20 protein-coding genes are annotated in these 23,745 nt (G+C 62.6%); 12 read left to right on the top strand and 8 right to left on the bottom strand.

Translation table 11 applies throughout. From position 1 onward, the window contains the following. Positions 1-66: 66 nt before the first annotated feature. The 3 genes from ACLRGI_RS11135 to ACLRGI_RS11125 are packed head-to-tail and all read left to right on the top strand — an operon-like array spanning position 67 to position 5,724. Positions 67-609 (top strand): WhiB family transcriptional regulator, encoded by a 543-nt coding sequence (locus ACLRGI_RS11135; protein WP_419201717.1) that lies wholly within the window; start codon positions 67-69, stop codon positions 607-609. A gap of 11 nt (positions 610-620) precedes the next feature. After that, positions 621-3,974 carry a glycosyltransferase family 2 protein gene (locus ACLRGI_RS11130; RefSeq protein WP_419201716.1) on the top strand — a complete coding sequence of 1,118 codons (3,354 nt, stop codon included), beginning with the start codon at positions 621-623 and terminating at the stop codon, positions 3,972-3,974. After that, positions 3,967-5,724: a DUF5719 family protein gene (locus ACLRGI_RS11125; protein ID WP_419201715.1), complete on the top strand. Its 1,758-nt coding sequence runs from the start codon at positions 3,967-3,969 to the stop codon at positions 5,722-5,724. Before ACLRGI_RS11130 ends, ACLRGI_RS11125 begins: the two co-directional genes overlap by 8 nt. 1 nt (position 5,725) lies before the next feature. Here ACLRGI_RS11125 and ACLRGI_RS11120 read toward each other — a convergent pair whose 3' ends face one another. After that, positions 5,726-6,244 carry a metallopeptidase family protein gene (locus ACLRGI_RS11120; protein WP_419201714.1) on the bottom strand — a complete coding sequence of 173 codons (519 nt, stop codon included), beginning with the start codon at positions 6,242-6,244 and terminating at the stop codon, positions 5,726-5,728. Between the two features lie 120 nt (positions 6,245-6,364). Between ACLRGI_RS11120 and ACLRGI_RS11115 the strand changes: the two genes are divergently transcribed. The 5 genes from ACLRGI_RS11115 to ACLRGI_RS11095 all read left to right on the top strand — a co-directional run bounded on the left by ACLRGI_RS11115 (position 6,365) and on the right by ACLRGI_RS11095 (position 11,029). Continuing rightward, the gene (locus ACLRGI_RS11115) at positions 6,365-6,763 is read left to right on the top strand and encodes a DUF3499 domain-containing protein (protein ID WP_419201713.1); all 399 of its coding nucleotides are present in this window, start codon (positions 6,365-6,367) and stop codon (positions 6,761-6,763) included. Positions 6,764-6,905: 142 nt separating this feature from the next. Beyond that, the gene (locus ACLRGI_RS11110) at positions 6,906-7,124 is read left to right on the top strand and encodes a Trm112 family protein (protein ID WP_419201712.1); all 219 of its coding nucleotides are present in this window, start codon (positions 6,906-6,908) and stop codon (positions 7,122-7,124) included. A 45-nt stretch (positions 7,125-7,169) separates the two neighbouring features. Then, a complete protein-coding gene (gene ahcY / locus ACLRGI_RS11105; RefSeq protein ID WP_419201711.1) occupies positions 7,170-8,648 on the top strand; it encodes an adenosylhomocysteinase in 1,479 nt (492 codons plus the stop codon). A gap of 119 nt (positions 8,649-8,767) precedes the next feature. After that, entirely contained in the window at positions 8,768-10,000 is a 1,233-nt protein-coding gene (locus tag ACLRGI_RS11100; RefSeq protein ID WP_419201710.1) for a L,D-transpeptidase, read from the top strand. A gap of 204 nt (positions 10,001-10,204) precedes the next feature. Next, the gene (locus ACLRGI_RS11095) at positions 10,205-11,029 is read left to right on the top strand and encodes a pentapeptide repeat-containing protein (RefSeq protein WP_419201709.1); all 825 of its coding nucleotides are present in this window, start codon (positions 10,205-10,207) and stop codon (positions 11,027-11,029) included. A 108-nt stretch (positions 11,030-11,137) separates the two neighbouring features. On the opposite strand, the gene ACLRGI_RS11090 is transcribed toward ACLRGI_RS11095, so the two are convergent. Then, on the bottom strand, positions 11,138-11,941 hold the full coding sequence (locus tag ACLRGI_RS11090) for an RDD family protein (RefSeq protein WP_419201708.1): 804 nt from the start codon (positions 11,939-11,941) through the stop codon (positions 11,138-11,140). A gap of 105 nt (positions 11,942-12,046) precedes the next feature. Here ACLRGI_RS11090 and ACLRGI_RS11085 point away from each other — a divergent pair, with 105 nt between their 5' ends. Continuing rightward, on the top strand, positions 12,047-13,042 hold the full coding sequence (locus ACLRGI_RS11085) for a stage II sporulation protein M (protein ID WP_419201707.1): 996 nt from the start codon (positions 12,047-12,049) through the stop codon (positions 13,040-13,042). Between the two features lie 140 nt (positions 13,043-13,182). Further along, a complete protein-coding gene (locus ACLRGI_RS11080; protein ID WP_419201706.1) occupies positions 13,183-14,358 on the top strand; it encodes a TIGR01906 family membrane protein in 1,176 nt (391 codons plus the stop codon). Between the two features lie 55 nt (positions 14,359-14,413). On the opposite strand, the gene ACLRGI_RS11075 is transcribed toward ACLRGI_RS11080, so the two are convergent. The 6 genes from ACLRGI_RS11075 to ACLRGI_RS11050 form a co-directional block, all read right to left on the bottom strand. After that, positions 14,414-15,349, bottom strand: a complete 936-nt coding sequence (locus tag ACLRGI_RS11075; RefSeq protein WP_419201705.1) for a sporulation-delaying protein SdpB family protein — start codon at positions 15,347-15,349, stop codon at positions 14,414-14,416. Further along, positions 15,339-15,905 (bottom strand): SdpA family antimicrobial peptide system protein, encoded by a 567-nt coding sequence (locus tag ACLRGI_RS11070; RefSeq protein WP_419201704.1) that lies wholly within the window; start codon positions 15,903-15,905, stop codon positions 15,339-15,341. Before ACLRGI_RS11070 ends, ACLRGI_RS11075 begins: the two co-directional genes overlap by 11 nt. A gap of 68 nt (positions 15,906-15,973) precedes the next feature. Then, the gene (locus tag ACLRGI_RS11065; RefSeq protein ID WP_419201703.1) at positions 15,974-16,657 is read right to left on the bottom strand and encodes a sporulation delaying protein family toxin; all 684 of its coding nucleotides are present in this window, start codon (positions 16,655-16,657) and stop codon (positions 15,974-15,976) included. Between the two features lie 14 nt (positions 16,658-16,671). Then, positions 16,672-17,142, bottom strand: coding sequence for a hypothetical protein (locus tag ACLRGI_RS11060; RefSeq protein ID WP_419201702.1), 471 nt, complete (start codon positions 17,140-17,142; stop codon positions 16,672-16,674). Between the two features lie 155 nt (positions 17,143-17,297). Continuing rightward, complete coding sequence (locus ACLRGI_RS11055) at positions 17,298-19,130, bottom strand: AMP-dependent synthetase/ligase (RefSeq protein WP_419201701.1); 1,833 nt, start codon at positions 19,128-19,130, stop codon at positions 17,298-17,300. A 13-nt stretch (positions 19,131-19,143) separates the two neighbouring features. Continuing rightward, positions 19,144-21,006: a dolichyl-phosphate-mannose--protein mannosyltransferase gene (locus ACLRGI_RS11050; protein ID WP_419201700.1), complete on the bottom strand. Its 1,863-nt coding sequence runs from the start codon at positions 21,004-21,006 to the stop codon at positions 19,144-19,146. A gap of 133 nt (positions 21,007-21,139) precedes the next feature. Here ACLRGI_RS11050 and rsmI point away from each other — a divergent pair, with 133 nt between their 5' ends. After that, complete coding sequence (gene rsmI / locus ACLRGI_RS11045; protein WP_419201786.1) at positions 21,140-22,015, top strand: 16S rRNA (cytidine(1402)-2'-O)-methyltransferase; 876 nt, start codon at positions 21,140-21,142, stop codon at positions 22,013-22,015. A 160-nt stretch (positions 22,016-22,175) separates the two neighbouring features. Continuing rightward, positions 22,176-23,657 (top strand): NAD-dependent succinate-semialdehyde dehydrogenase, encoded by a 1,482-nt coding sequence (locus tag ACLRGI_RS11040; protein WP_419201699.1) that lies wholly within the window; start codon positions 22,176-22,178, stop codon positions 23,655-23,657. The last annotated feature ends 88 nt before the right edge of the window (positions 23,658-23,745 follow it).

Here is a 23,745-nt window from a genome sequence, read left to right as displayed (position 1 = left end):
TCCCCGGAACGTCACCGGGAATCGGAAACACATCCAAGCAGCAGCTGCAAAATCAGGAGGGACGCCATGGGGCAAGCGTTGCGTATCCAGGAAGATGCAGTCGTCGCAGAACATGCGTCGGTGAAATACCGTTCGCGGGAAGTACCGGGGGATTGGTACGTGGACCCGGCGGACCCGGAAGCGGCAGAGCGATACAACCAGAATGTGCAGCAGTCCTTGGAGGATCAGGCAACAGCCCTCCTTGCCGCACATGAGGCGCTGGTCGGTGACCTGCCCGCTGGACCGGACGAAGACTTGGACGACCCTCCCATGGAGGTGCGTCGTCCGCTTGAAACGCCGGGGCAGCCGGTGTGGATCGGCTTGCCCCAAGGGGACTTCGATGACGAAGGTGAACTCGGCTGGCAGACAGACGCGCTATGCGCACAGACCGATCCTGAAGCTTTCTTCCCCGAAAAGGGTGGGTCAACCCGGGACGCCAAGAAGGTCTGCGGAGCGTGCAACGTCCGTTCGCAGTGCTTGGAATACGCTCTCGCGAATGATGAGCGGTTCGGTATTTGGGGCGGACTCTCCGAGCGGGAGCGTCGTCGGCTAAGGAAGCGAGCGGTCTAATTCTCAAGGAAGTGCATGTTACCGCCGTCGTGGTTTCCCACGACGGCGGCAACTATCTGCCCAGGACATTGGCGGCATTGGCGGACCAGACGCGTTCGGCAGATGCCGCCATTGGCGTTGATACAGGGTCCACGGATAATTCGCTTGACTTGCTCCGAGGGGCCCTCGGCCAGAGCAACGTCACGTCGTTCCAGCACGCAAAGTCAGGCTTCGGGGCCGCTGTGCGCGCCGGGCTGCAGGAACTCGCTCCCGACAATATTGCTTCGCAGGGTGATTCTGTCCAATGGATCTGGCTCTTGCATGACGACGCCGCACCGGCGCCCGATGCGTTGGCGGAGCTGCTCCATGCAGTTGAACGCGCCCCATCCGTTACCGTGGCCGGCTGTAAGCAGCTCGGCTGGGACAACAAGCGGCATCTGGTTGATGTGGGACTTTCAACGAGCCGTTGGGCTGAACGCCTTACCCTGATCGACGCCGACGAGGTGGACCAGGGGCAATACGACGCCCGTACGGACACTTTCGCCGTGAACTCCGCAGGTATGTTGATCCGCCGCGACGTCTGGGAACTGCTGCAGGGTTTTGACCCCGCACTGCCCGGCAGCGGCGACGACGTGGACTTCTGCTGGCGCAACTGGCTGGCGGGCAACCGCGTAGTAGTAGTCCCCAGTGCACGCATGTTCCACGTGGAGCACCGCCCGCACGGCCTGGGAACCTCCACCGCGGCACGTAAAGCCCAGATCCATATGCGGCTCAAGCACACGCCTTGGTGGAATGTGCCCTTCCAGGCCGTGGGGGCGTTGTTCGGTGCCATTATCCGACTAATGCTGAGCATCCTGGTTAAAGAACCGGGATACGGACTCTCCCAATTTACTGCCACCATTGCTGCCCTCGTCCGGCCCATGGCCATCGCCAGGGGGCGAAGGGTTGCTGCCAGGACGCGCCGCGTACACAGGTCCGTGGTTCGGGGCCTGCAGACGCCCACAAGGGAAGTCCGCGCTAACCGACGCTCCTTATTGGAGGCAATCCGCCCCGCCGACGAAATCTCGGCGGTCTCCGATCTTTTGGCCCCGGAACCCAGCGGGGATGCAGTGGACGACTTCGCCGCGCTGGCCACCAATGAACGAGGCTGGGTGGGCACCGGCGCCGTCGCCGCTTCCCTGGTGGCCCTCGCCGCGGCACTCGTGGGATTGTTGGGCCTACTCCGTTCAGGCATGGTTGCAGGCGGTGGACTCCTGCCTCTTTCGGCGTCACCAAATGACATTTGGGCGAATGCGTCCACGTGGTGGATCGCCTTGGGCGCGGGCCTGCCCGGACACGGCGATCCGTTCGGCTATGTGCTGTGGCTGCTCTCCCTCTTCGGAGGCGGAGACGGAAACGCGGCCATGGTGTGGCTCCTGATCCTTGCCATGCCGTTGTCCGCACTGGGCGCATGGTTCGCGGCGGGCGCGCTGACTACCAAGCGCCGCTTTAGGATTGCAGCCGCCCTTGCATGGGCCGGCGCTCCAGCGCTTTTGATTGCGATCAACGAGGGCCGCGTCGGCGCCCTGATGGCTCACATGATGATGCCGCTTCTGCTGCTCGCGCTGTTGCGTGCCTCGGGATCGGCCGTAGCCCAAGGGCCTGCGTTGGCGGCCACACACCTCAGCCGACGTCCTGCCCTGATCCTCGGTAAGCCCGGCATCAATGGAACACCGTCCTGGACTGCTGCTGCCGCTGCAGGTCTCGCCATGGCCGTCATCACGGCCTCTGCGCCCTCATTGTTGGGGCCTATCGCCGTGGCGGTAATCCTGGCCGCAGTAGTCCTGGGGCATCGCGGTAAAACGTTGTGGTGGTCACTCCTGCCAACTGTCGCCTTGTTCCTTCCCTACGGAGTATCCGTGCTGGACAGGCCGCGCTCATTGCTTGCCGATCCCGGATTGCCGCTGACCTTTGAAGCCGCGCCGCTGTGGCAGCAGCTTCTCGGCCAGCCGCTTGCCTTCGACATCGACGGCGGCCTGACCGGTTTGGCGATCTTCGGCCCTGGCTCCGTGCCTTGGGCCCTGTTGCTGGCCCTGCTTTTCATCGCACCGATCCTGGTCCTGGCTGTTGCCGCCTTGTTCGTGCCCGGCAAGCGCGCTGCACTGGTCAGGGTGTTCTGGTTGGTTGCTTTGGCTACCCTTGCGAGTGGTTGGCTTGTGGGCCATGTGGCTACCGGAGTCAACAACAACGTCATTGTTGGACCGTTCACAGGCCCGGCCGTATCAGCGGCAGGTATGTTGCTCCTCGGTGCTGCTATCCTCGGCGCGGAGAAGCTTTTCGCCGCAACGCGGCGGGCACCAAAGCTTGCCCCGCGTCACCTCCCGTGGCGGCGGGTTGCCTCGACTGTGGCAATGACGCTGCTCGTCGCGGGTCCTCTTGCCGGCATGACTGCCTGGGCCGTCCAGAACGTCCTTCAGCCCACGCCGATTGCCGGTGTTACTGCCGCACCCGACCCGGCCGATCAGGTCTCGTCCCTTGGAGCCCGCCGCCAAATATGGCCGGTGGAGACGGGCACCCTGCCTGCCACCGCCGTCGACCGTGGACAGGGACCCGAGCGGGCGCGAACGCTTGTCATCACCAGCGGTGAGCAGGGGGCATACTCCTCTTCACTGATGCGGGGCGTCGGTACCACCCTGGACAGCTTGTCCACTATTGCCTCTGCACGGACCATCATTGGTGCGCCTGGACGTGAGGAAATCGCGGCCGATGACGCCGCTACTACCTCCCTCCGCAGGGCCGTCGCCACCATCGTGGCGGGAACGGGTGTGGACCCCCGCGCCGACCTTGAACAACTCGGTGCCGGGTTCGTGGTCCTCAAGGCAGCAGACAATGCTGCGCAGTTGACGGCCAGCAGGATCGACGCTGTCCCCGGACTTGTGGCCGTTGGCCAGACCGACGCCGGCTGGCTGTGGCGGGTGACGCCGCGAGACCAACCAGCGGCTACTGCTGCAGACACCGCGCACCGGGTACGCATTGTGGATTCACAGGGCGCGCTGGTTAGTGGCCTGCCATCGGAAGAAGTGGACGTCAACGCCACTGTGCCGCCGGGCGCTGAGGGCCGAAAAGTTGTCCTGGCCGAACGGTCCGATCCCGGCTGGAGCGCCTGGTTGAATGGCCGCCAACTGAAGGCCACAACATCCGGTTGGTCTCAGGCCTTCGAACTCCCTGCCAGCGGTGGCGACCTTGAGATCCGCTACACCAACGCTTGGGCCGTGTGGATCGGAATCCTGCAGGCTGTGGTGATTGGATTGACGGTGCTGTTGGCCGTTCCGATGCCCGCGCGCCGTAGCCGAACCGGCATGTCGAGGGATGAAGTCTCCCTCCGTAAGGAGTACAGCAGTGTCTGAGGTCCAGACGAATGTGTCCGGGGAAAGCCCTGGAACCCCGGAAAACACAAAGTCCCCGGCGGGGGACAGGGGAGAAGCAAGAGGTTCCGGCAAGAGGTCCGGGAGCTCCAAGATCCGCAGTTCCACTTCCCGCGGCTCCAACTCGCGCGGCTCCAACTCCCGCGGCTCCAACTCCCGCGGCTCCAACAAGGGAGTCATCACCGGCGTCGTGTCGGCAGTGGTCATCCTCGCCGCGGGTGGCGCCGCGGTGACTGCGACCGCGATGGTCCCGGAACCTTCCGGGGGGACCACCACGGACATCCGAGAAGCCGACGTTCCCGCGGGACGCTCTTTGGGAGTGTGTCCCGAACCCGCGAGGCTCGTGAGTGGAACGGTGGTGGGAACTGACGCTGACTTCAGCCCGGTGTCCACCACGGCCGCCAGCGCCCTGAACGCTGTGGTGTTGAGCAACCCTGCCGGAACGGTCCCCGGGAGCAATGTGACATCGCTGGCTGGTGAGGCTGTGGCCGAGATCGCCAAGGCTCCTGCCACCACGCCGACCCCCACGGTTGGTCCGCCCGTACTGGCGGCCGGAGTGGCGACCATCAGCCCGGTGACTTCTCCCACGGTGGTGGGGGCCGAAGCCCTTGGAAACGAACAGGCCTCGTTGGCGGCCAATCTGAGCTACTCAGCTACGGATGGTGATCTCCGCGGCCTCGCGTCCACCCAATGCCAGTCGCCGGGCAACGATGCTTGGCTCTTGGGAGCCAACACTGCTGTCGGCCGGACAGCAGTCCTGAACGTGAGCAATGCCTCCGAAACCCCTGCCACCGTAAACCTTGAACTGTACGGATACGAAGGGCAGATTCAAGCTCCCGGCGCCCGCGGGCTCCTGGTAGCTCCCGGAACCACCCGTTCGGTGAACTTGGCCGGACTCGCGCCAGGCGAATCGCAACTTGCCGTGCACGTGCGCAGCACGGGTGGCCCGGTCGCATCCACCATTCAGCAGAGCGTGCTGCGGGGGATCGCTCCCGGCGGCGTCGAGTACCTCTCACCGGGTGCGGGTCCTTCCAACCTGCAGGTGATGTCCGGAGTTGATATTCAAGATCCGGGGGCCATCAAGGCGCTGGCCGGTAAGTCGGGTTTCGCGGACGCGGTACCGGCCCTTCAGATCGCAGTGCCCGGATCCACTGACGCCGTAGTGCAGGTAAGACTTTATGGTGTCAACGGGGAACGCAAGATCCCCAACGGAGGAGTCGTGACGGTCAAAGGCGGTACAGTGGCCACCCTAAACCTCGACGGGGTTCCGGCCGGCAGCTACACCCTCAGTGCGAGCTCGGACGTTTCGTTCCTTGCATCGGCGAGGATCACCCGCGGCGCCAAGGCCGAGGAAGCAACCGACTTTGCGTGGTCGCCGTCGTCGGCCCGCCTTGGCAGCCAGCACTTGGTGGCCCTTCCCCGGGAGGGCCAGCGGTCCTTGAGCTTCGGTGTCCCCGACGGGCGTGGCACCGTCACGTACGCACCGGTGACCGCTGACGGAAAAGTCGGCAAGGCCGTTGACGTGGACATGTCCGGCGGGACCACGTCCGTGATCGGGCTGTCGGATAAGTCCGGAGGTTCGGTTGTGGTTGGCTACGTGGTCTCAGCGTCAGGTGACCCGGTGTTCGGGGCGCTGGTATTTGGAAGGCAAGGACGGACAGACGTATCGGTCGTGGCAATCCAGGACGCAGCAGCGGGACTTGAGAAGGTCCCGGTCTCGGTAGGCTACTAAGTCACTGGTATCGACGACGGTAGACCGGGTCCAGCGTCTCCGGCGGCACGCCGAGCATCTCGGCGGTGTACTCAACCACGACATCGTGGACAAGGTCCTGCAATTCCTCGCGGGTGGAAGCGCCTTGCTCAACCACCCTGCGGTACACCGTGATCATGGGTGCCTCGCCATGCCCACCGGGGGTGTAGGAACCCATCGGGGCAGTGTTTCCCGTAGCGACAATCTGTTCAAGGTTGGGCGGTATTTCATCGACTGCAAAAAGGACGCCGTCCAGCTGCTTTCCCCACATGTCCTGGAGCCGCTCTGCGGAATCCAACACCATGTCGTCGAAGCGTTCTGAGCGGGTGCGGAACCCGGGGAGATTGGGGAGCATCAACTCTCCCCGCAGTCCCCGTCCGTGCCGGTTTCGCCGGCGTCGCCGAAAGCCCCGCACTTCCGAACCGGCGTGTTCCTGGGCCTGATCGCCATCGGCGTCAGTCCACCGGATATTGAACCCGGGAACATGTGGCTGTGACTGCATATATCGACTTTAGTCCCGAGGAACCGCCAGCGCGACATCAATGCCCGCAGCGCGCCGCATCGGTTTGATACTCCGTGGAGTTGTGGGCCACGGGCCGGCAATGCGCAACGTACGTGCGGAATGGCGCTAATCTGGGATGTTGTGGGTGCCATTCGTCAGTGTTCCAGATCAGCCTGCCGCCAGTCCGCGGTGGCCACTTTGACGTACGTGTACGCAGAGTCAACCGCCGTCCTCGGTCCTCTGGCCACTTACGCGGAGCCGCACGCCTACGATCTTTGCTCTCAGCACGCAGAGTCGCTTACGGTTCCACGTGGCTGGGAAGTCCTGCGCCTGGCTATGCCCACAACACCCCAGGAGCCGGGCCCGGATGACTTGTTGGCACTTGCCAACGCGGTCCGGGAGGCGGCGTCGGCCACCACGGAGAATCCAACCCGGCACAATCACGCGCAGATGGAGCCGCCCGCAGGCACCGAAGGCACCCGTCGAGGGCACTTGCGCATCCTCCGCGAACCGTCTTAGCGCCCGCTTCAGCTGCAGAGTTTCGCTTCCCGGACGCAATTCGTCGTCGGGATCAAAACACGATCTCCCTGCTTGGTAGTCTGGAATCTGCAGATATATCCGCCAGCGGCGCCGTGCCGGCGCCACCCAGGGAGCATCATTCATGCCAAAGGTCAGTCCTGAACTGTTGTCCATCCTGCGCTGCCCCGTGACGGGTTCACCGCTGGTCCAAGAGGGCGACGAGTTGGTTTCCACCGATGCCGCTGCGGACGGCGAAAAGCTCCGCTACACCATCGAGGACGGTATCCCGCTCCTCCTGCCACCGGAACTGCTGGCCGCCGCCAACGCTGCGAGCTCGGCCCAGCACGATTCCAAGGCCTGACGCGCTTACTTCCATCTAATCCGCACGGTACCCCTAAGGACTTCCATGATTTTCGATTTTAAAGTGGCTGACATCACTCTTGCGGAGGCCGGCCGCCATCAGATCCGTCTTGCCGAGCACGAAATGCCGGGCCTCATGTCGCTCCGTGCTGAGTTCGGCGCTTCGCAGCCCCTCAAGGGTGCAAGGATCGCCGGTTCCTTGCACATGACGGTCCAGACCGCGGTACTCATCGAAACCCTCACTGCCCTGGGCGCGGAAGTTCGCTGGGCCTCCTGCAACATCTTCTCCACCCAGGACGAAGCCGCTGCCGCCGTCGTCGTCGGCAAGGGCACCCCGGAATACCCGCAGGGTGTTCCGGTTTTCGCCTGGAAGGGTGAGACCCTTGAGGAGTACTGGTGGACTGCTGAGCAGATCCTCACCTGGCCTGGCGCCGATGCCAACCCGGAGTTGGGTCCCAACATGATTCTCGACGACGGCGGCGACGCCACGCTGCTGCTGCACAAGGGCGCCGAATTCGAAGCGGCAGGCGCCGTCCCGACCGCCACGGAGGATGATCCGGAGGAATACGTCCTCATCCTGGATCTCCTGCGCAGGACCTTGGCCGCTGATCCGCAGAAGTGGACCCGTCTGGCCGCACGCATCGAAGGCGTCACCGAGGAAACCACCACAGGTGTGCACCGCCTGTACCAACTCGCGGAGCAGGGCAAGCTCTTGTTCCCGGCCATCAATGTCAACGACTCCGTCACCAAGAGCAAGTTCGACAACAAGTACGGCATCCGCCACTCCCTTCCGGACGGCATCAACAGGGCCACGGATGTCCTCATGGGCGGCAAAGTCGCAGTTGTCTGCGGCTACGGTGACGTAGGCAAGGGTGCCGCTGAAGCGCTTCGTGGCCAAGGCTCGCGGGTGATCGTCACTGAGATTGATCCCATCTGTGCTTTGCAGGCCGCTATGGATGGGTACCAGGTTGCCAAGCTGGAGACGGTGCTCGCGCAGGGTGACATCTTCATCACCACCACCGGCAACAAGGACGTCATTATGGCCGAGCACATGCTGGGCATGAAGAACAAAGCGATCGTGGGCAACATCGGCCACTTCGACAACGAGATCGACATTGCCGGGCTTGCCAAAATTCCGGGTGTCAAGAAGGTCGAGATCAAGCCGCAGGTCCACGAGTGGGTCTTCGAGGCCGGCACGGATTCCGAACGCTCCATTATTGTGCTGTCCGAGGGCAGGCTGCTCAACCTGGGCAATGCCACAGGCCACCCGTCGTTCGTGATGAGCAACTCATTCGCCAACCAGACCATTGCGCAGATTGAGCTGTGGACCAAGAAGGACCAGCCCGCCGGCGAGCGGGAGTACCAGAACCAGGTCTACGTCCTTCCCAAGATCCTTGATGAGAAGGTAGCGCGCCTCCATTTGGATGCTTTGGGCGTGGAGCTGACGGAACTGAGCAAGGACCAGGCGGACTACCTGGACCTGGATGTTGCAGGTCCTTACAAGCCTGAGCACTACCGCTACTAGGCTGCTCCTTCCGCCGGTGTCGGCGGTAACCAAATCGATGGTGAAAGGCCGGGAACGCGACCAGCGTGACCGGCCTTTCGGCTAGAATTTGGTCTTCAGCAATGCTTGCGGGGGACAGGATGACGGGAACCATGACGGAAGTCGCCAAACGGAAAAAGGGCAAGATCCTTGCCATCATTGGAATCTGCGCAGCTATTGTGGTGGGGGGAATTGGCGTCGCCACGGTGCCTGGACTGCTTGCAGGTTCTGCGCAGGACGTCTCCGTAGCGCCGTCGCCGACTCCTACCGTCGAAGCCAAACCCGTAGAGCTGGGCATCACGCCGCTGGACGGTGCCGTGGAGTGGAACCCCGTGGTGGGTCCCCAGATCAAGGCGGTCAATGGCAAGCTGAAGGACGTAGTGCTGGCACCGGTGGGAGGCGGTACTCCTGTGCAGGGCGAGACCAGCCCCGACGGCAGCACCTGGACCACTCTTGAGGTCCTGAAGTTCAAAACCCAGTACAGCTACTCGTTCACTGTTGTGGATACCGCAGGGAAAGAGACCAGGAAGTCCCAGACCTTCACCACGGTTTCCGCCGCATACGAGGCCGACGCATCCATCTACCCCCGCCACGGCACCACGGCAGGCTCGGGGCAGCCCATCGAAATCAACTTCAGTGAGCCCGTAGTAGACAAGGTGGCAATGGAGAAGCGGGTTGCCATTACCGTGTCCTCCGGCCAGCCTGTGGCGTGGCACTGGTACTCGGACAAGAAGGTCAGGATCCGCCCGGAGGCTTTCTGGGCTTCCGGCACTACGGTCACCGTGGACATGAAGCTTTTGGGCGTGGATTTTGGGAACAATATGATCGGCAACGCTGACGTGGTCTCGACGTTCACCACGGGTCCGCAGCGTGTGGCCGTGGTGGACGACAAAACCAAGACCATGAACATTTACTCGGATGGTCAGCTGGTTCATACTGCCCCCGTATCCTTGGGCGGGGAGGACTGGCTGTCGCCCACCGGCTACGCCGTGATACTTGAGCAGGAGCGCAAGTCCAACTTCAATGCCGGCAGCATCGGCCTGAAGCCTGGCGATAAGGGCTACTACGCTCCCGTGGTGGTGGATTATGCAAACCGCTTGACGTGGTCCGGGGTGTATGTTCACCAAGCCCTGGAATCCGCGTGGAGCTCTATTGGAGTGGCCAACGTCTCGCATGGCTGTGTGGGCCTGCTGCCTGCGGATGCTGAGTGGTTCTTCAACAACATGAAGACCGGTGATGTGGTCCAGGTCCTGAACACCGGTGCACCGGCAGTGGAACCGCTGGAAGGCTTCGGCGACTGGAACATTCCGTGGGCGAGCTACGCCCAGCGGTAGTCCTGCTGTTAAGCCAATCCACCTGTTAAGATCATTGCAGTGATTCTTTCCTGCGCGCTTTGACCCATTTTCCCAGCGCTGACACAACGTCGGCACTGCCCTTTGTGCTGCCCTCCAAGGTGATCACGGGTGTCCCTCCGGGGAACCCGTTCACGGGTTCCCCGGCTCTTCCCACCGGACCCTTTCTCTTCACCTGGAGCATGCATGACCCTTTCACTAAACCTCAGCCCGGACTGCGGCAACTGCTTTGCCCTTTGCTGTACCGCGCTCGGATTCGCCCGATCCGCTGACTTCGCGATCGACAAACCGGCAGCTTCGCCGTGCCCGAACATGGCGGATGATTTTTCCTGCACCATTCACCAACGCCTACGGCCCCGGGGCTTCCGCGGCTGTACGGTTTTTGATTGTTTCGGCGCCGGCCAAGTGGTCTCCCAACGCACGTTCTCCGGAACCAGCTGGGCACAGGACCCGTCGTCGACGTCCTCGATGTTTGCGGTGTTCAAAGTTGTCAGGCAACTCCACGAGATGCTCTGGTACCTGGCTGAAGCAGGCCAACGGACTTTCGATCCCGATCTTGCTGCTGCGGCAGACCATCTCTCCGAGGCCATAGCAGCCGCCGCCCAAGGAGACGCGTCCACGGTACTGGCCGCCGACGTCGAAACACTCCATGGAGAGGTTAGGGCGCTCCTGATGGAGGTCAGCGAAGAGGTCCGCGCCTCCTACGGCGCCGAAGACCAGCAAATACCCGACGGCGGTCTCCGTGCGGGTGCCGACCTCATGGGTGCCAACCTCGCGGACCGTCGCCTCTGCGGATCGGACCTCCGCGGCGCCTACCTGATCGGAGCCAACTTACGGGGGAGCGACCTCACGGCCGTAGACCTCCTGGGCACTGACTTGCGCGGAGCGCAGCTTCACGGAGCCGATCTCACCAAGGCGCTCTACCTGACCCAGCCGCAGATCAACGCCGCCGAAGGCGACCCCACCACCCTCCTACCCCCCCAATTAACAAAACCGGCTCACTGGGGCTAAACCTGCAGCGTTATCGGCTGGTGGACGGCATCCGGCAGCGTGCGTCTAAGCGAGGAACGAGCGAGCACGCCGAGGATGTCGGCCATCGGCCGGTCTTCCGGCCATGTTTCAGGCACCAGTGAACGGCAGCCTTCTGAGTCGCTCACCTACGGTTGCGTTCCGCTGTTCCGCTTGACGGAGCCTGATGAGTTCGCGGTTGCGCCGTTCCCCGAGGACTGCCCCTATGTAGTCCTCGGGGATGGTTCCTGCCGGAGGGGGTGGGGCGACGTACCTTGCGAGTTCTGATGCGAGGGCGGCCGCCATGTTGACGCGTGAGGCAGGTGCCATGAGGTAGGCCTGCTGGACGAAGGTTCCGGCCCGGCGGGCGGTGGCGTCCGGCACCCTGCCGATATCCGCCATGGACACCCATGCTTGGAGATGGTGCGGTGCTGCGGGCATGATCCGGGGCTTTGAGGGCACGCGTTGACGGAGTGAGTAGGTGCCGGCAACGATGTCCCCGAGGCGTTTGGATTTGTCGTTGAATAGTGCCACGCCGATTGCCAGGCCGCCGAAGGTCATGTAGATCTCCAGGAAGCCGACGAGCCCGCGGATGAGGGCGTGCCGGAAGCGGATGGACCCGCCGTCGTCGCGCACTGTGCGTAGTCCGGTTGCGAGCTTTCCCAGGGACCGCCCACGTGTCAGGGTTTCCACCGTGATGGGGACGATCACCACGGAGAAGACGACGCTGCTGAGGACCAATGCCTGGATGGCGGCGTCGTCAAGATCCCGGGAGGCTGCGGAAATGAGAATGATCAGGAGTATTGCGAGGACTACCTGTGAAATGACATCCAGAATCAGGCCCAGGGCCCGCGCGGCGAAAGACGCGGGGCGCAGCTCGAGGACTACTGCCTCGCCTGTGATGATTGAACTCATGCCCGCCCCCAAGTTTGCCAATACCGTGGGCGCCTTGAGTGCCCGCACCAACGAGTCTAGCCGTGGGGCTGACCGCGCGGAGGCTACAGGCGCTAGGGTGGTGGCGTGGACATTGATGCCTTCTCGGCCGTACATGAGGACAAATGGTCCCGGCTTCATTTCCTCGCGCATAAGCGCAGGCTTACCGGTGCCGAGGCAGACGAACTTCTGCGCCTCTACCAGACGGTATCCGGGCACCTTTCCCTCATTAGGTCCGTGGCGCCTGAAACGGGATTGTCGGCGTCGTTGTCCGCAGCCTTGGCCCAGGCCCGTACACGTTTCACCGGGGCGCGCTCGAATTTCATGGAGGATCTGGCACGGTTTTTCGTCCTTTCCCTCCCTGCGGCGTTTTACCGGATCCGGTGGTTGACCCTATGGTGCGGGCTCGCCTTTGTTGTGGTGGCGGGTGCCTATGCTTTGTGGATCGGCACCTCACCGGAGGCGTTGAGGGCTGTTGCCTCCAGCGACGCCAGAGTGCAGCAGTACGTGGAGGAAGACTTCATCGACTACTATTCCGAGAATCCTGCCGCTTCCTTCGCCGGTTTGGTATGGACCAATAATGCCTGGATTTCCGCACAAGCGGTGGCCTTCGGCGTTACCGGATTTTGGGTGCCTTTCATCTTGTTCATGAATGCGCAGGGGCTTGGAATCGCTGCGGGACTTTTCCTGGCCACCGGGAAGATGGACATTTTCTTCAGCTACATCCTTCCGCACGGGCTCATGGAACTCACGGCCGTTTTCATCGCCTGCGCGGCGGGGCTCAAGATTTTCTGGGCCATGGTGCGGCCCGGCCCCAGGACCAGGCTGCAGGCTGTGGCTGATGAGGGCCGTTCGCTGATCACCATTGCCATGGGGTTGGTGCTTGTCCTGTTTGTCTCAGGAATTGTGGAGGGTTTTGTCACTCCAAGCCCGCTGCCGGTCTGGGCCAAGGTCACTATTGGGGCATTGGTTTTGGCCGGTTACTGGGTTTACACCCTGATCCTTGGCGGAAAGGCAGTCCGCGCCGGCGTCACCGGAGACATGGACGCCAACGACGCCGGTTACCGCAGCATCGCGGCATAGAGCTTACAGTTACGTTTCAATCTGGCCGCAGCCGGGGTGGCACCGCGTGTCTCGCCAATGCCGGGCGGTAGGCTCGAATGCAGACAAGAGAGCCGGTAGCAAGCAATCGCCGGCGGATGCCTACGGAAGTGAAACCCGCTGTGAGCGACAAGAGCCCAAAACCACAAGAACCGGACACGGCCGTCCATGAGGACCCGAACGAACCGGCCTTCGACTGGATGAAGCCCACAACGTCCGGTGGCTCTACTGCGGCCACTGCTCCAGCCACCACCGGAGCAGCACCCGCGGCAGCAAAGTCTTCAGCTACGTCAACTGCAACACCAGCCCACGGACAGCCCGAGAGTCGCGCGGACCGCAAAGCTGCTGAAGCTGCGGACGCCGGCACGGAAACCCCCTTGTTCGCTGACACCCTTGCGGATGCTTCCAGCACCAAAGCGCCGTCGCACTATTCCGAGCCTTTGCCGACGTCGGCCCTGCAGATTCGTCCACCGGAGGATGAAGTTGCGCGCCGAAATGCCGAGCGCGAGCAAGCTGCAAAGGTGAAGCCGATCGGGCCGCGGATTTTCCAGGTGTTGCTGGCCATTTTCTACCCCGTCATTCTCTTGGTCTTGGCAGTCAGGGCAGTCACCAGTCCGCTGTTCCTGTGGGTGGAGTACAACCGCCCCGGTTTCCCGGGCGACGGCTACGGCTTCAGCACGGACGATCGCATGACGTACGGCTCGTACGCCGTGGATTACCTCAGCAACTGGGCGGGCCCCCGCTTCCTGGGAGGCTTGGTCAACCAGGACGGGGAGAAGCTCTTAACGGACAGCGAAGTCTCGCACATGGCCGACGTGAAGCTGGTCATCCTGTCTTCCTTCGGGGCGGGGCTCCTGCTCATCATCCTGAGCGTCATTGCCATCCTGTATTTGCGTAAGCGCAGCAACGGCGGGATCCGTCGGGGTCTCTTTGCCGGTTCAATCGTCACGCTGGTCATCATCATTGGCCTCGCGGTCCTGGCTGCCCTGAGCTGGCAGCAGTTCTTCACGGAGTTCCACCGGCTCTTCTTTGCCAATGGCACATGGACCTTCTCACTGGAGGACACCCTCATCCGGCTCTTCCCGGGTCAGTTCTGGATTGATGCGGGCATCGTCATCGGAGCCTTGGTGTTCCTTGCGGCGACCGTGACATTCATCTTCACGTGGCCCACCAAGCGGCGTCGGGGCCTTGCGGACAAGCAGGAGGCAGCGGACGACGCTGAAACTTCCGCGCAGAAAGCCGACGACGAGTCCGAACCGGCTGACATCCGCCAGGAGTCGGCGGAATCCCAGCGGTAGAGCGCCGGCGGATGGACACGAAGCCAATTAACTTGGCTTCTGGTTCGCTTCGGGGTCACCGAGCCTCCGCAAAAGCCATTCTGAACCTAAAGTGGCGAAGACGGAATCCTGCGGAGTAGACGGGGGACTTGGCCGGGATAGTGAGCAGGGACAAGGCCGCCAGCATGGCGACTTGAAAGCTCCAGATCCCCAGGAACAGCGCGATGCCCGTGTGGAGCGAAACACCAAGAGCAAACCAGAGAAGCCGGTACCTGACAGGCGTCAGCAACGTCACTGCCAGGAGCAGCTCAATCAGGAGTGCGCCCCACGACATGGCGAGGGATATCACCGGGTTATCCGTCAGCAGGGCAAAGGCATCCCTGAGGGCTCCGGAGGGGCCGAAGAAACCAGAGCCGATGTAGTAGAGGGCCGAGCCCTCGGCCCACTCGGTCTGAAACATCTTTCCGGTCATGGAGTAGAAGTACAACACGGAGACTTGTATCTTCAGGGCAGCCAGGGAGACAGCCGCAATGCTGGCCCGGTGTTGCAAGCCCCAAGATCCTGCCCTGGCCCGCGACCAGTGGTTCAGTCGTGGATCCGCGAGGCAGATCGGAACCAACAGCAGTGCCAGGTTTGACGTAATCTGGTCCCCGCCGTCCGGGATTGAGATACCCGTCGCCACGCTGAAGGCCACCCACGCATGCAGGACCCCCGTGATCTGGGGCAGGACCCCTGAGATCACCAGCAACAGGATGACCACGCCGAGCGCCTTGGCGAAGCCGAGCTGCTCATGCGGAATGACACAGAACAGGCCAAACGATTCAACTCCGCGGCAGAGTGGATAGTTGCCCACACCAAGAACTGGCCGGAACAGTGCGTCGTTGCTCGTGAAAATCAACGTCAGCAGGGTGCCGACAGCCAGAACGCTCCGCATCATCCCCATGAAGGGCGACCAGACCACAGACAGCGTAATTCGGGGAATCTCCACGATGGTTGAGAGCTTATTGGCCATTGCAGTCCACACGCAGCTTGATGACCTTGTCTGCCTTTTCCCTCAGTGACGTTTGGTGCCTGAATGACCAAGGCACGGGAGTGGTCTGTACGAGTACGACATCACCGCAAAGCGTGGGGGAGGCAACGGTATTGGTGACGACAGACGAGGGTGTGTCATGCACGAGTTCCGCGCATTCCTGTAGGACCGGGCTGGAGCAATCCATCCAATTCCGGGCATCGGACCCACCGGATATCAAAGCGACCTCAACGCCTTGGGCGCGGCCTTCCCGGCTGACACCAAAGAGGTTCTCGACCCGGGTAGTTGGAAGTTTGCTCAGCGACGTAAAGGAGCCGTTGGCATCTTCGCGGTACGGAGCAATGGAAGGATCGCGGGGCGACTTGGAAAAGAAGGCCCACCCTTGAGGCATGGCTGACACGGCGTTTGGTTTCACTTGGTCGAAGTAGGGCAGCGTAAGGATCGTTGAAGGAATTGACGACAAAACGGAGTACGTCCCCAGGACCAGGAGGCCAACTACGGGGGCCAGCACATGAAGGGGGCTTACTTGCGGTCCCATTGACGGTGTCCAGCCAGCAGCGGGGACACCCTCAACGGTGTGTACGGAGGTCATGTATGGGGCCGGGATCAGTCCTGCGACAGGGCCGCTGTGAACTGGGAAATGCTGTTCTCGCTCTCCAGTTGTGAACCCGCGGTGCCCGCGGAGGGCCAGAAGGCCACTTTGGCGTACACCACCACGACAGCGGCAGCGGCAACAGAGACGTTGACGCCCACTGCGTAGTTGACGGCCGCGGCGACATCCCATACTGCTGCGGCCCAAATGAAGACGGGGACGGCCGCCAAGGGGTTTGCGGTGTCTGACTTTGCCAGTGCCGTAACCTGCTGCGGTTCAGACTTCAGGAGGTCCGTCATGATCTTCTGAACCTGCTTGAATTTCGCATCAACCCTCAGGACATCGCCACTGGTGAGGGCTGCGTGGAAGGTGGCGAAGAATTTAGGATTCTTGGCCTCGATGGCAGACACCACCGCGTCTGCTGCCTGGACTTGTCCCTCTTGGTTGGCTGCGGACAGCGCGAATTCTTTGTAGGAACCGTCGTTCAGCTTTTCCCGGACTTCAGCTACCTGTGGTCCGACGCCAAAGTAGATTGCCTTGAACAGCCCTTTGCCTTCGGACGTGGCATCCTTTACTACATGCCGCGTGACGGCGTGGGTTTGCGTGGGTGCTGCCGAGGCGACTCCGCTTGAGCCCAGGGCGATGGCGGCGGTCAGTGCCACAGCTCCTGCTGACAGGGGCCAGGTTCGTTTCGACAATTTGTTCTCCTCTTTTAGTGGTTTGCTTCGCTCAGAACACGAATGAGCTGTTCAGGGCGGTCCATGCTGGCGATGACGGTCTTACCGCTTTTCATCTCGATATTGATCTCGGGACCGCCGACGAGGTACCCGACCATGCCGGGCCCCATGTATCGGAATCCGTAACCACTGGGACCGGCCGAGTTGTCCGTGGTCAACGTCGCGATTTCATCCCTGGGTAATGTCCGTTTGAAGATGTCGCAGAAGGCGATCACGACGTTCTGCGAGTCGACCTTGACGGTGACGGTCATGAACGCGATGAATGAACCAGCTGCGGTGATGACCAGCGGTGCGAAGAGCACTTCCGGTGTGTTCTTCAGGACGATCAGCACGAACAGCACCGGGCCCAGCGCAACCATCGTGAAACCCGCAACTCGAGGTACCAAGGTAGCCCGGACACGCGAGTAGTAGAGCGCCGGTGTTGGTATGCCTGATGGTGTGACCATGAGTTCCCCTTTGAACGTTTGGTTCGTGAGGAAACACTATGGGGATAACAACGGCACCTAGAGGGACATTGGCCTAACTAGGTGGTGAATTTGGCCGAATTAGGTGCCGAATTGGCAGCACTAGGTGGTGATTCGAGGCGGCCTATGTGGAGGCCTTACTTCTCGTAGAGCTTCTCCACTGCCGCTGAGAAGTCGTTGAGCACCGCGGCCCGCTTCAGTTTCAATGAAGGCGTCAGGTGCCCGGACTCGACGCTGAGGTCCTCGGTGATAAAAGCGAACTTCTTGATGGATTCAGCAGCTGAGACGAGCTTGTTGGCCTCGTCCACTGCGGACTGAACAGCCGCCTGCACACGGTCGTTGCCAGCGGCCTCCTCTGGGTTCATGGACCCTAGTTTGTTCTCGGCGCACCAATCGGCAAGCCCTTCGGGGTCCAATCCAACCAGCGCGGCGACGAAAGGCCGGCCATCGCCCACAACCACTGCCTGTCCCACCAAGGGGTGTTCGCGCAGTTTCTCCTCCAGGGGAGCCGGCGCTACATTCTTGCCTGCGGCGGTTACCAGGAGGTCCTTTTTGCGGCCGGTGATGGTGAGGAAGCCGTCGGCATCGAGTTCGCCCAGATCGCCGGTACGGAAGAAGCCGTCAACGAAGGCATCCCGGGTGGCCTCTTCATTGTTGTGGTAGCCATTGAACACACCGATGCCCTTGACCAGCACCTCCCCGTCCGGGGCCACCCTGACGGTGGTTCCCGGCAGGGGGATCCCCACCGTGCCGATGCGGGACATGGTGGGGGTATTGACGGTGCAGGGAGCGGTGGTCTCTGTCAGCCCGTAACCCTCAAGGACAGGAACGCCCGCGCCATGGAAGAAATGGTTGTCCCGGAGGCTGAGGGGGCTGGCGCCGGACACTGTGTAGCCTACGTCGCCACCGAACAGCTCCCTCACTTTGGGGTAGAGGAGTTTGTTGAACGTGGAATGCTTCAGGCCCAGAAGCCAGCCCGGACCGGGTCCTTGGCCGCGGGCGGCGAGGTCCGCCGCCGTCGAATATTGCACCGCGGTAGCCGAAGCCGCCGAGAAGAGGGCGGACTTTCCGCTCATGGCAGCTTTGTGGCTGGCGCCGGCGTAGACCTTCTCGAAAATACGCGGCACAGCCAGCAGAAACGTGGGCTTGAAGGAGCCTAGGTCTGCCATCAATCCACTGGCGCCGGCACTGTGCCCCAGAGTGATGCCAGCCGTTAGGCAGACAACCTGGACTGCTCTGGCGAGGACGTGCGCCAAGGGCAGGAACATGAGGGTCCGGGCGCCTTGCTGCATCAGAAGCTCGGGGAGGAACGGGATGACGTTCCGTGCCACCAGGACAAAGTTGCCGTGGGTGATTTCGCAGCCCTTGGGCTTGCCCGTTGTTCCGGAGGTGTAAACGATTGAGGCGATGCTGGACAGGTTCGCGGCGCTGCGCTGGCGCTCAAGTTCGGTGTCCATGATGCCGATCCCGACGGCGGAGACGCTGGTCAGGTTGGGTGCGTCGCCGTCGTGCTCCATCCGGATGATGGTCACGGGTTCCTCGCCCAAAGCCGGGGACTGTTCCACCAAGGCATGGACGAGGCCTGCTTTGGCAGTGTCCTCCACGAAGATGCGTCGGGCGCCGGAGTCAGTGAGGATCCATTCGATCTGGCTTGCCGACGACGTCTCGTAGATGGGGACGGTGACTCCGCCGGCCATCCAGATGGCGAAGTCCACCAGCGTCCATTCAAAGCTTGAGCGGGAGAGCACAGCTACAGGATCGCCGGGGTTGAGCCCACCTGCGATCAAGCCCTTGGCCAGGGCGGTCACATCGGCAAGGAATCTCGCCGCGGAGATGTTCAGCCAGCCGTTCGCCGTCTTGTGCGCATAGAGGTTACCGAACGGATCCTTGTGGCAGCGTTCCAGGAGGAGGTCCGTCACGTTGGTGTTCGGGTCCGCCTCGACCAGAAGCTCCGTGCTTGCTTCCCTCACTGCTTGCCTCCTCCTAGATCCACGATGGCATCCACATTCTCATCCGCCACTCCTGGTAGGTGATGACTTCTGCCGTGAGCACAGGGTAGAAGAATGCCGTCGCCAAAACTGCCAACACCAGGACGAGGGCAACTACGTAGAACCCGGATCGTCGTCGCCAGACGGGGTCATCGCTGCGACCCAGGACCAAGCCCAGCACATACGTCAGGCCCAAAACCAGGAACGGTTCGAAGGACACGGCGTAGAAGATGAACATGGTCCGTTCCGGGTACATAAACCACGGAAGATAGCCCGCGGCAACTCCGGCGAGGATGGCGCCGGCGCGCCAATCGCGGCGGCCTGCCCACCAGAACAACAGGATCACCAGGGCAATGGTTCCGCCCCACCAGACCACCGGATTACCCACCGGCAGGATGGCTGATGAGCATGTCTCAACAACGCAGCCGGGGGTGCCCGGTTTGGGGGTCTGGTAGTAGAACGAGGTAGGGCGGCCCATGATGAGCCACGTCCAGGGGCTGGACTCGTAAGGATGGTCCGAGCTGAGGCCCTGATGGAATTTGTACGCTTCAAGGTGGTAGTGCGCCAACGACCGTACGGAGTTGGGCAGCCAGTCCCATCCGGGGGCCGGGTTGGTGGCGGCCCATTGCCGGTAGTAGGCGTCCTTGGACAGGAACCAGCCGGTCCACGTAGCCACGTAAGTGACCGCAGCGATGGGAATGATGGTCACGAATGCGGGCAGGCCGTCCTTGATGACGCCGGCGCTGAACCAACTGCGGATTCCTGCGATGCGCCGGGCGTTCAGATCCCACAGCACGGTCATGATGCCGAAGGCCGCTACGAAGAACAGCGCCGACCACTTGGTTCCCACTGCCAGGCCGAGGCACAGGCCCGCAACCAGGCGCCACCAGCGCATGCCAAGCCAGGGACCTGCAACCAGTTGGGTGGGTCTAGGGCGGCCTCCCGGAGAAGCAGCCGCTTGCTCGGCGAGCCGGGAAGCCAGACGACGACGGCCGTCGTCGCGGTCCAGTAACAAGGCACCGAAAGCGGCAAGGATCCAGAGAGCCAGGAACACGTCCAGCAGCGATGTACGGGAGAGCACCAGATGGTGGCCGTCGATGGCCAGCAAGAGTCCGGCAACCGCGCCGAGGGTGTGTGAACGGAACAACTTCAACGCGATGAGCGAAACGAGGAAGACCGTCACAGTGCCTGCCAAAGCCGCGCTGAACCGCCAACCGAAGGGGTTGTCTCCGCCGAAGAGCCACATGCCAAAGGCAATCATCCATTTGCCCACGGGCGGGTGTACCACGTACTCGGGGGTGTTGAGGAGGATATCCGGGTTTCCGGCGTTGAAGGAATCGTTGGCGTTGGCCGGCCAACTGCGTTCGTAGCCGCTCACCAGATAGGAGTAAGCATCCTTGACGTAGTAGGTCTCGTCGAAAACCAGGCTGTGCGGGGCGTCAAGCCGGAAGAAGCGGAGAATTCCGCCCAGGATTGCCGTAATGGTGGGAATCAGCCAAAACCACAAACGCAATGAAGGCGGGTAGTCGCGCCAGCTTTGGACTCCGCCGATCAAACGTTCTTTCAAGGCCTGGACAGTGTAGGCCTCGGACGGCCGGGCGATCCAACGGTGGCCCTCCAATCCGCGGCCGGGCAAGCGGCGCTTGTGCACAGGGCTCGGGAGAGGACCGCTGGAGGTGTCGTCTATAGGCGCGGCGTCATTCAGGGGCGCCGTCTGTCGGGGCAGTGATCCGCCTGCGGGGTTCGGTGCATCCGGCTGGCCGGCGTTTCCTTCCGTCGGCGTGTTTCCTTGGTCGGGGGTCGCCGGGGAAGCCGCCGGGGATCCGGAAGCGGTAGCGGGAACGGGCGACTGGTTCACCCGCCCATGCTACCTTTCCATCCTTGCGGTATCCCTGAACCCCGCGGCTGCATCCTTGAACCCCGTCCGGCATTAGGCTTGGCAGGTGGACGAACAGCGCAGCACCCCGGACGAGGCTCCCTTCAACGACGACCTGGAGGAGCCAGCTTCTGATGCCGGTTCCGGAGCAATTCCCGGCGTCGGCCGGATTGTGCTCGCCGCAACACCCATTGGCAATGTGGGCGATGCTTCCGCGCGTTTGGTTGAGCTCCTGGGCACCTCGGACATTGTGGCTGCTGAAGACACACGCCGTTTGCACCGGTTGGTAACGGCGCTGGGTGTGGAGGTCAGCGGACGTGTCATTAGCTATCACGAGCACAATGAAGTGGCCAAGACCGGTGAGCTCCTGGACCACGTGCGCGCCGGCAAGACCATCCTGATGGTCAGCGACGCCGGAATGCCGGCCGTCTCAGACCCCGGTTTCCGACTGGTGGAGGGCGCGGTTGCTGCCGGCCTGACCGTCACGGCGGTTCCCGGCCCCTCCGCGGTGCTGACGGCGCTGGCACTCTCCGGGCTGCCCACCGACCGCTTCTGCTTTGAAGGTTTCCTGCCGCGAAAGTCGGGGGACCGGAACTCACGCCTGGCGGACCTGGCCGACGAGCGCCGCACCATGGTCTTCTTCGAGGCCCCGCACAGGCTGGAGGTGATGCTGCGGGCACTCCACGAGCGCTTCGGGGCAGAGCGCCGCGTGGCCGTCTGCCGTGAGCTGACCAAGACCTATGAAGAAGTCATTCGTGGCACCTTGCGTGAACTGCTGGAATGGGCGGAGAACAACGAGGTCCGCGGCGAAATCGCAGTGGTTGTGGGCGGTGCGCCTGAACAGGAACCCGGCAAACCGGAGGACCACGTCGCTGCGGTCAATGAGCTCATTTCCCAGGGGATCCGATTGAAGGAGGCCGTGGCAGCAGTGGCCGAGGATGCCCGGGTCAGCAAGCGGGAGCTCTACTCGGCGGTTCTTGCGGCACGCTGATGCCCGCTGTGCACCTGCACAAAACGGCGGCCATGAGGCAGTGCGTGAAGGCGTAGACACTGCTTCGCGCGGGGCAGTACCGTGGCAGTAATTCACGCCACTTCCGGCAACGAACCCCAGTGGTGCAATTCTCCAAAGCACCCAAGACGAAGGAGTCGCCATGACTGTCACGGTTGAACGCGAAAGCGAACTGCTGGCTTCCGTCCCTACCGGCCTGCTGATCAACGGTCAGTGGCGTCCGGCCGGTTCCGGAAAGACCTTTGATGTTGAGGACCCGGCCACTGGCAAGGTCCTGCTCAGCATCTCCGACGCCGGCGCTGAAGACGGCGCAGCCGCCCTCGACGCCGCTGCTGCCGCCCAGGCCGATTGGGCCCGGACGGCACCGCGCGAACGCGGCGAAATCCTGCGCCGCGCTTTCGAACTGGTCACCGAACGTGCGGAAGACTTCGCACTCCTGATGACCCTTGAAATGGGCAAGCCCCTGGCCGAAGCCCGTGGTGAAGTCACCTATGGTGCCGAGTTCCTGCGCTGGTTCTCCGAAGAAGCCGTCCGCGTTTCGGGCCGCTACTCCGCTGCTCCTGATGGCAGGAACCGCCTCCTCGTGCAGAAGAAGCCGGTGGGCCCCTGCCTGCTGATCACCCCGTGGAACTTCCCGCTGGCCATGGCCACCCGCAAGGTAGCCCCCGCCGTCGCTGCAGGTTGCACCATGGTGCTCAAGCCCGCCAACCTGACCCCGCTGACCAGCCTGCTCTTCGCACAGGTCATGCAGGAAGCCGGCTTGCCCGCCGGTGTACTGAACGTCATCCAGACCTCCACCGCCGGTGCCGTCACGGGTCCGCTGATCAAGGATGATCGTCTCCGCAAGATCTCCTTCACCGGCTCCACCCCGGTTGGCCAGGCCTTGATTCGCGAAGCCGCGGACAAAGTCCTTCGCACCTCCATGGAACTGGGTGGCAACGCCCCGTTCGTGGTCTTCGAGGACGCCGACCTGGACAAGGCTGTTGAGGGCGCCATCGCTGCCAAGATGCGTAACATGGGCGAGGCATGCACCGCAGCGAACCGCTTCATTGTGCACGAGTCCATCGCTGATTCCTTCGCGGAGAAGTTCGCCGCCAAGATCGGTGCACTGACCACGGCCCGCGGCACCGAGCCGGAGTCGAAAGTTGGCCCGCTGATTGACGGCAAGGCCCGCGACGGCGTGCACGCCCTGGTGTCTGAAGCCGTAGCAGGAGGTGCCACTGCCGTCACAGGTGGTGCCGCCGTGGACGGTCCCGGCTACTTCTACCAGCCCACCGTGCTGAAGAACGTCGCAGCTGACGCCCGCATTCTTCAGGAAGAAATCTTCGGGCCGGTGGCGCCGATCATCACCTTCTCCACCGAAGACGAAGCAGTCCGCCTGGCCAACAACACCGAATACGGCCTGGTTGCCTACGTCTTCACCAAGGACCTCAACCGCGGCCTGCGCATCAGCGAACGCATCGAGACCGGCATGCTCGGCCTCAACGCCGGTGTCATCTCCAACGCTGCTGCACCGTTCGGTGGCGTCAAGCAGTCCGGCCTGGGCCGCGAAGGCGGCTCCGAAGGCATCGAAGAGTACCTGTACACCCAGTACGTAGGTATCGCGGACCCGTACGCCGACTAGGCAGTACCGGACCCGGTCAGCCGCTCTCGCAACAAGAACGGTTGATGCATGCAAGGGCCCGGCACCGGAACCACAAGTTCCCGTGCCG

It is taken from the genome of Paenarthrobacter sp. PPS72 (genome assembly GCF_048537125.1).
In the GTDB taxonomy this organism is placed as follows: domain Bacteria; phylum Actinomycetota; class Actinomycetes; order Actinomycetales; family Micrococcaceae; genus Arthrobacter; species Arthrobacter nitroguajacolicus_E.
This window is presented reverse-complemented; position numbering and strand designations above follow the sequence as displayed.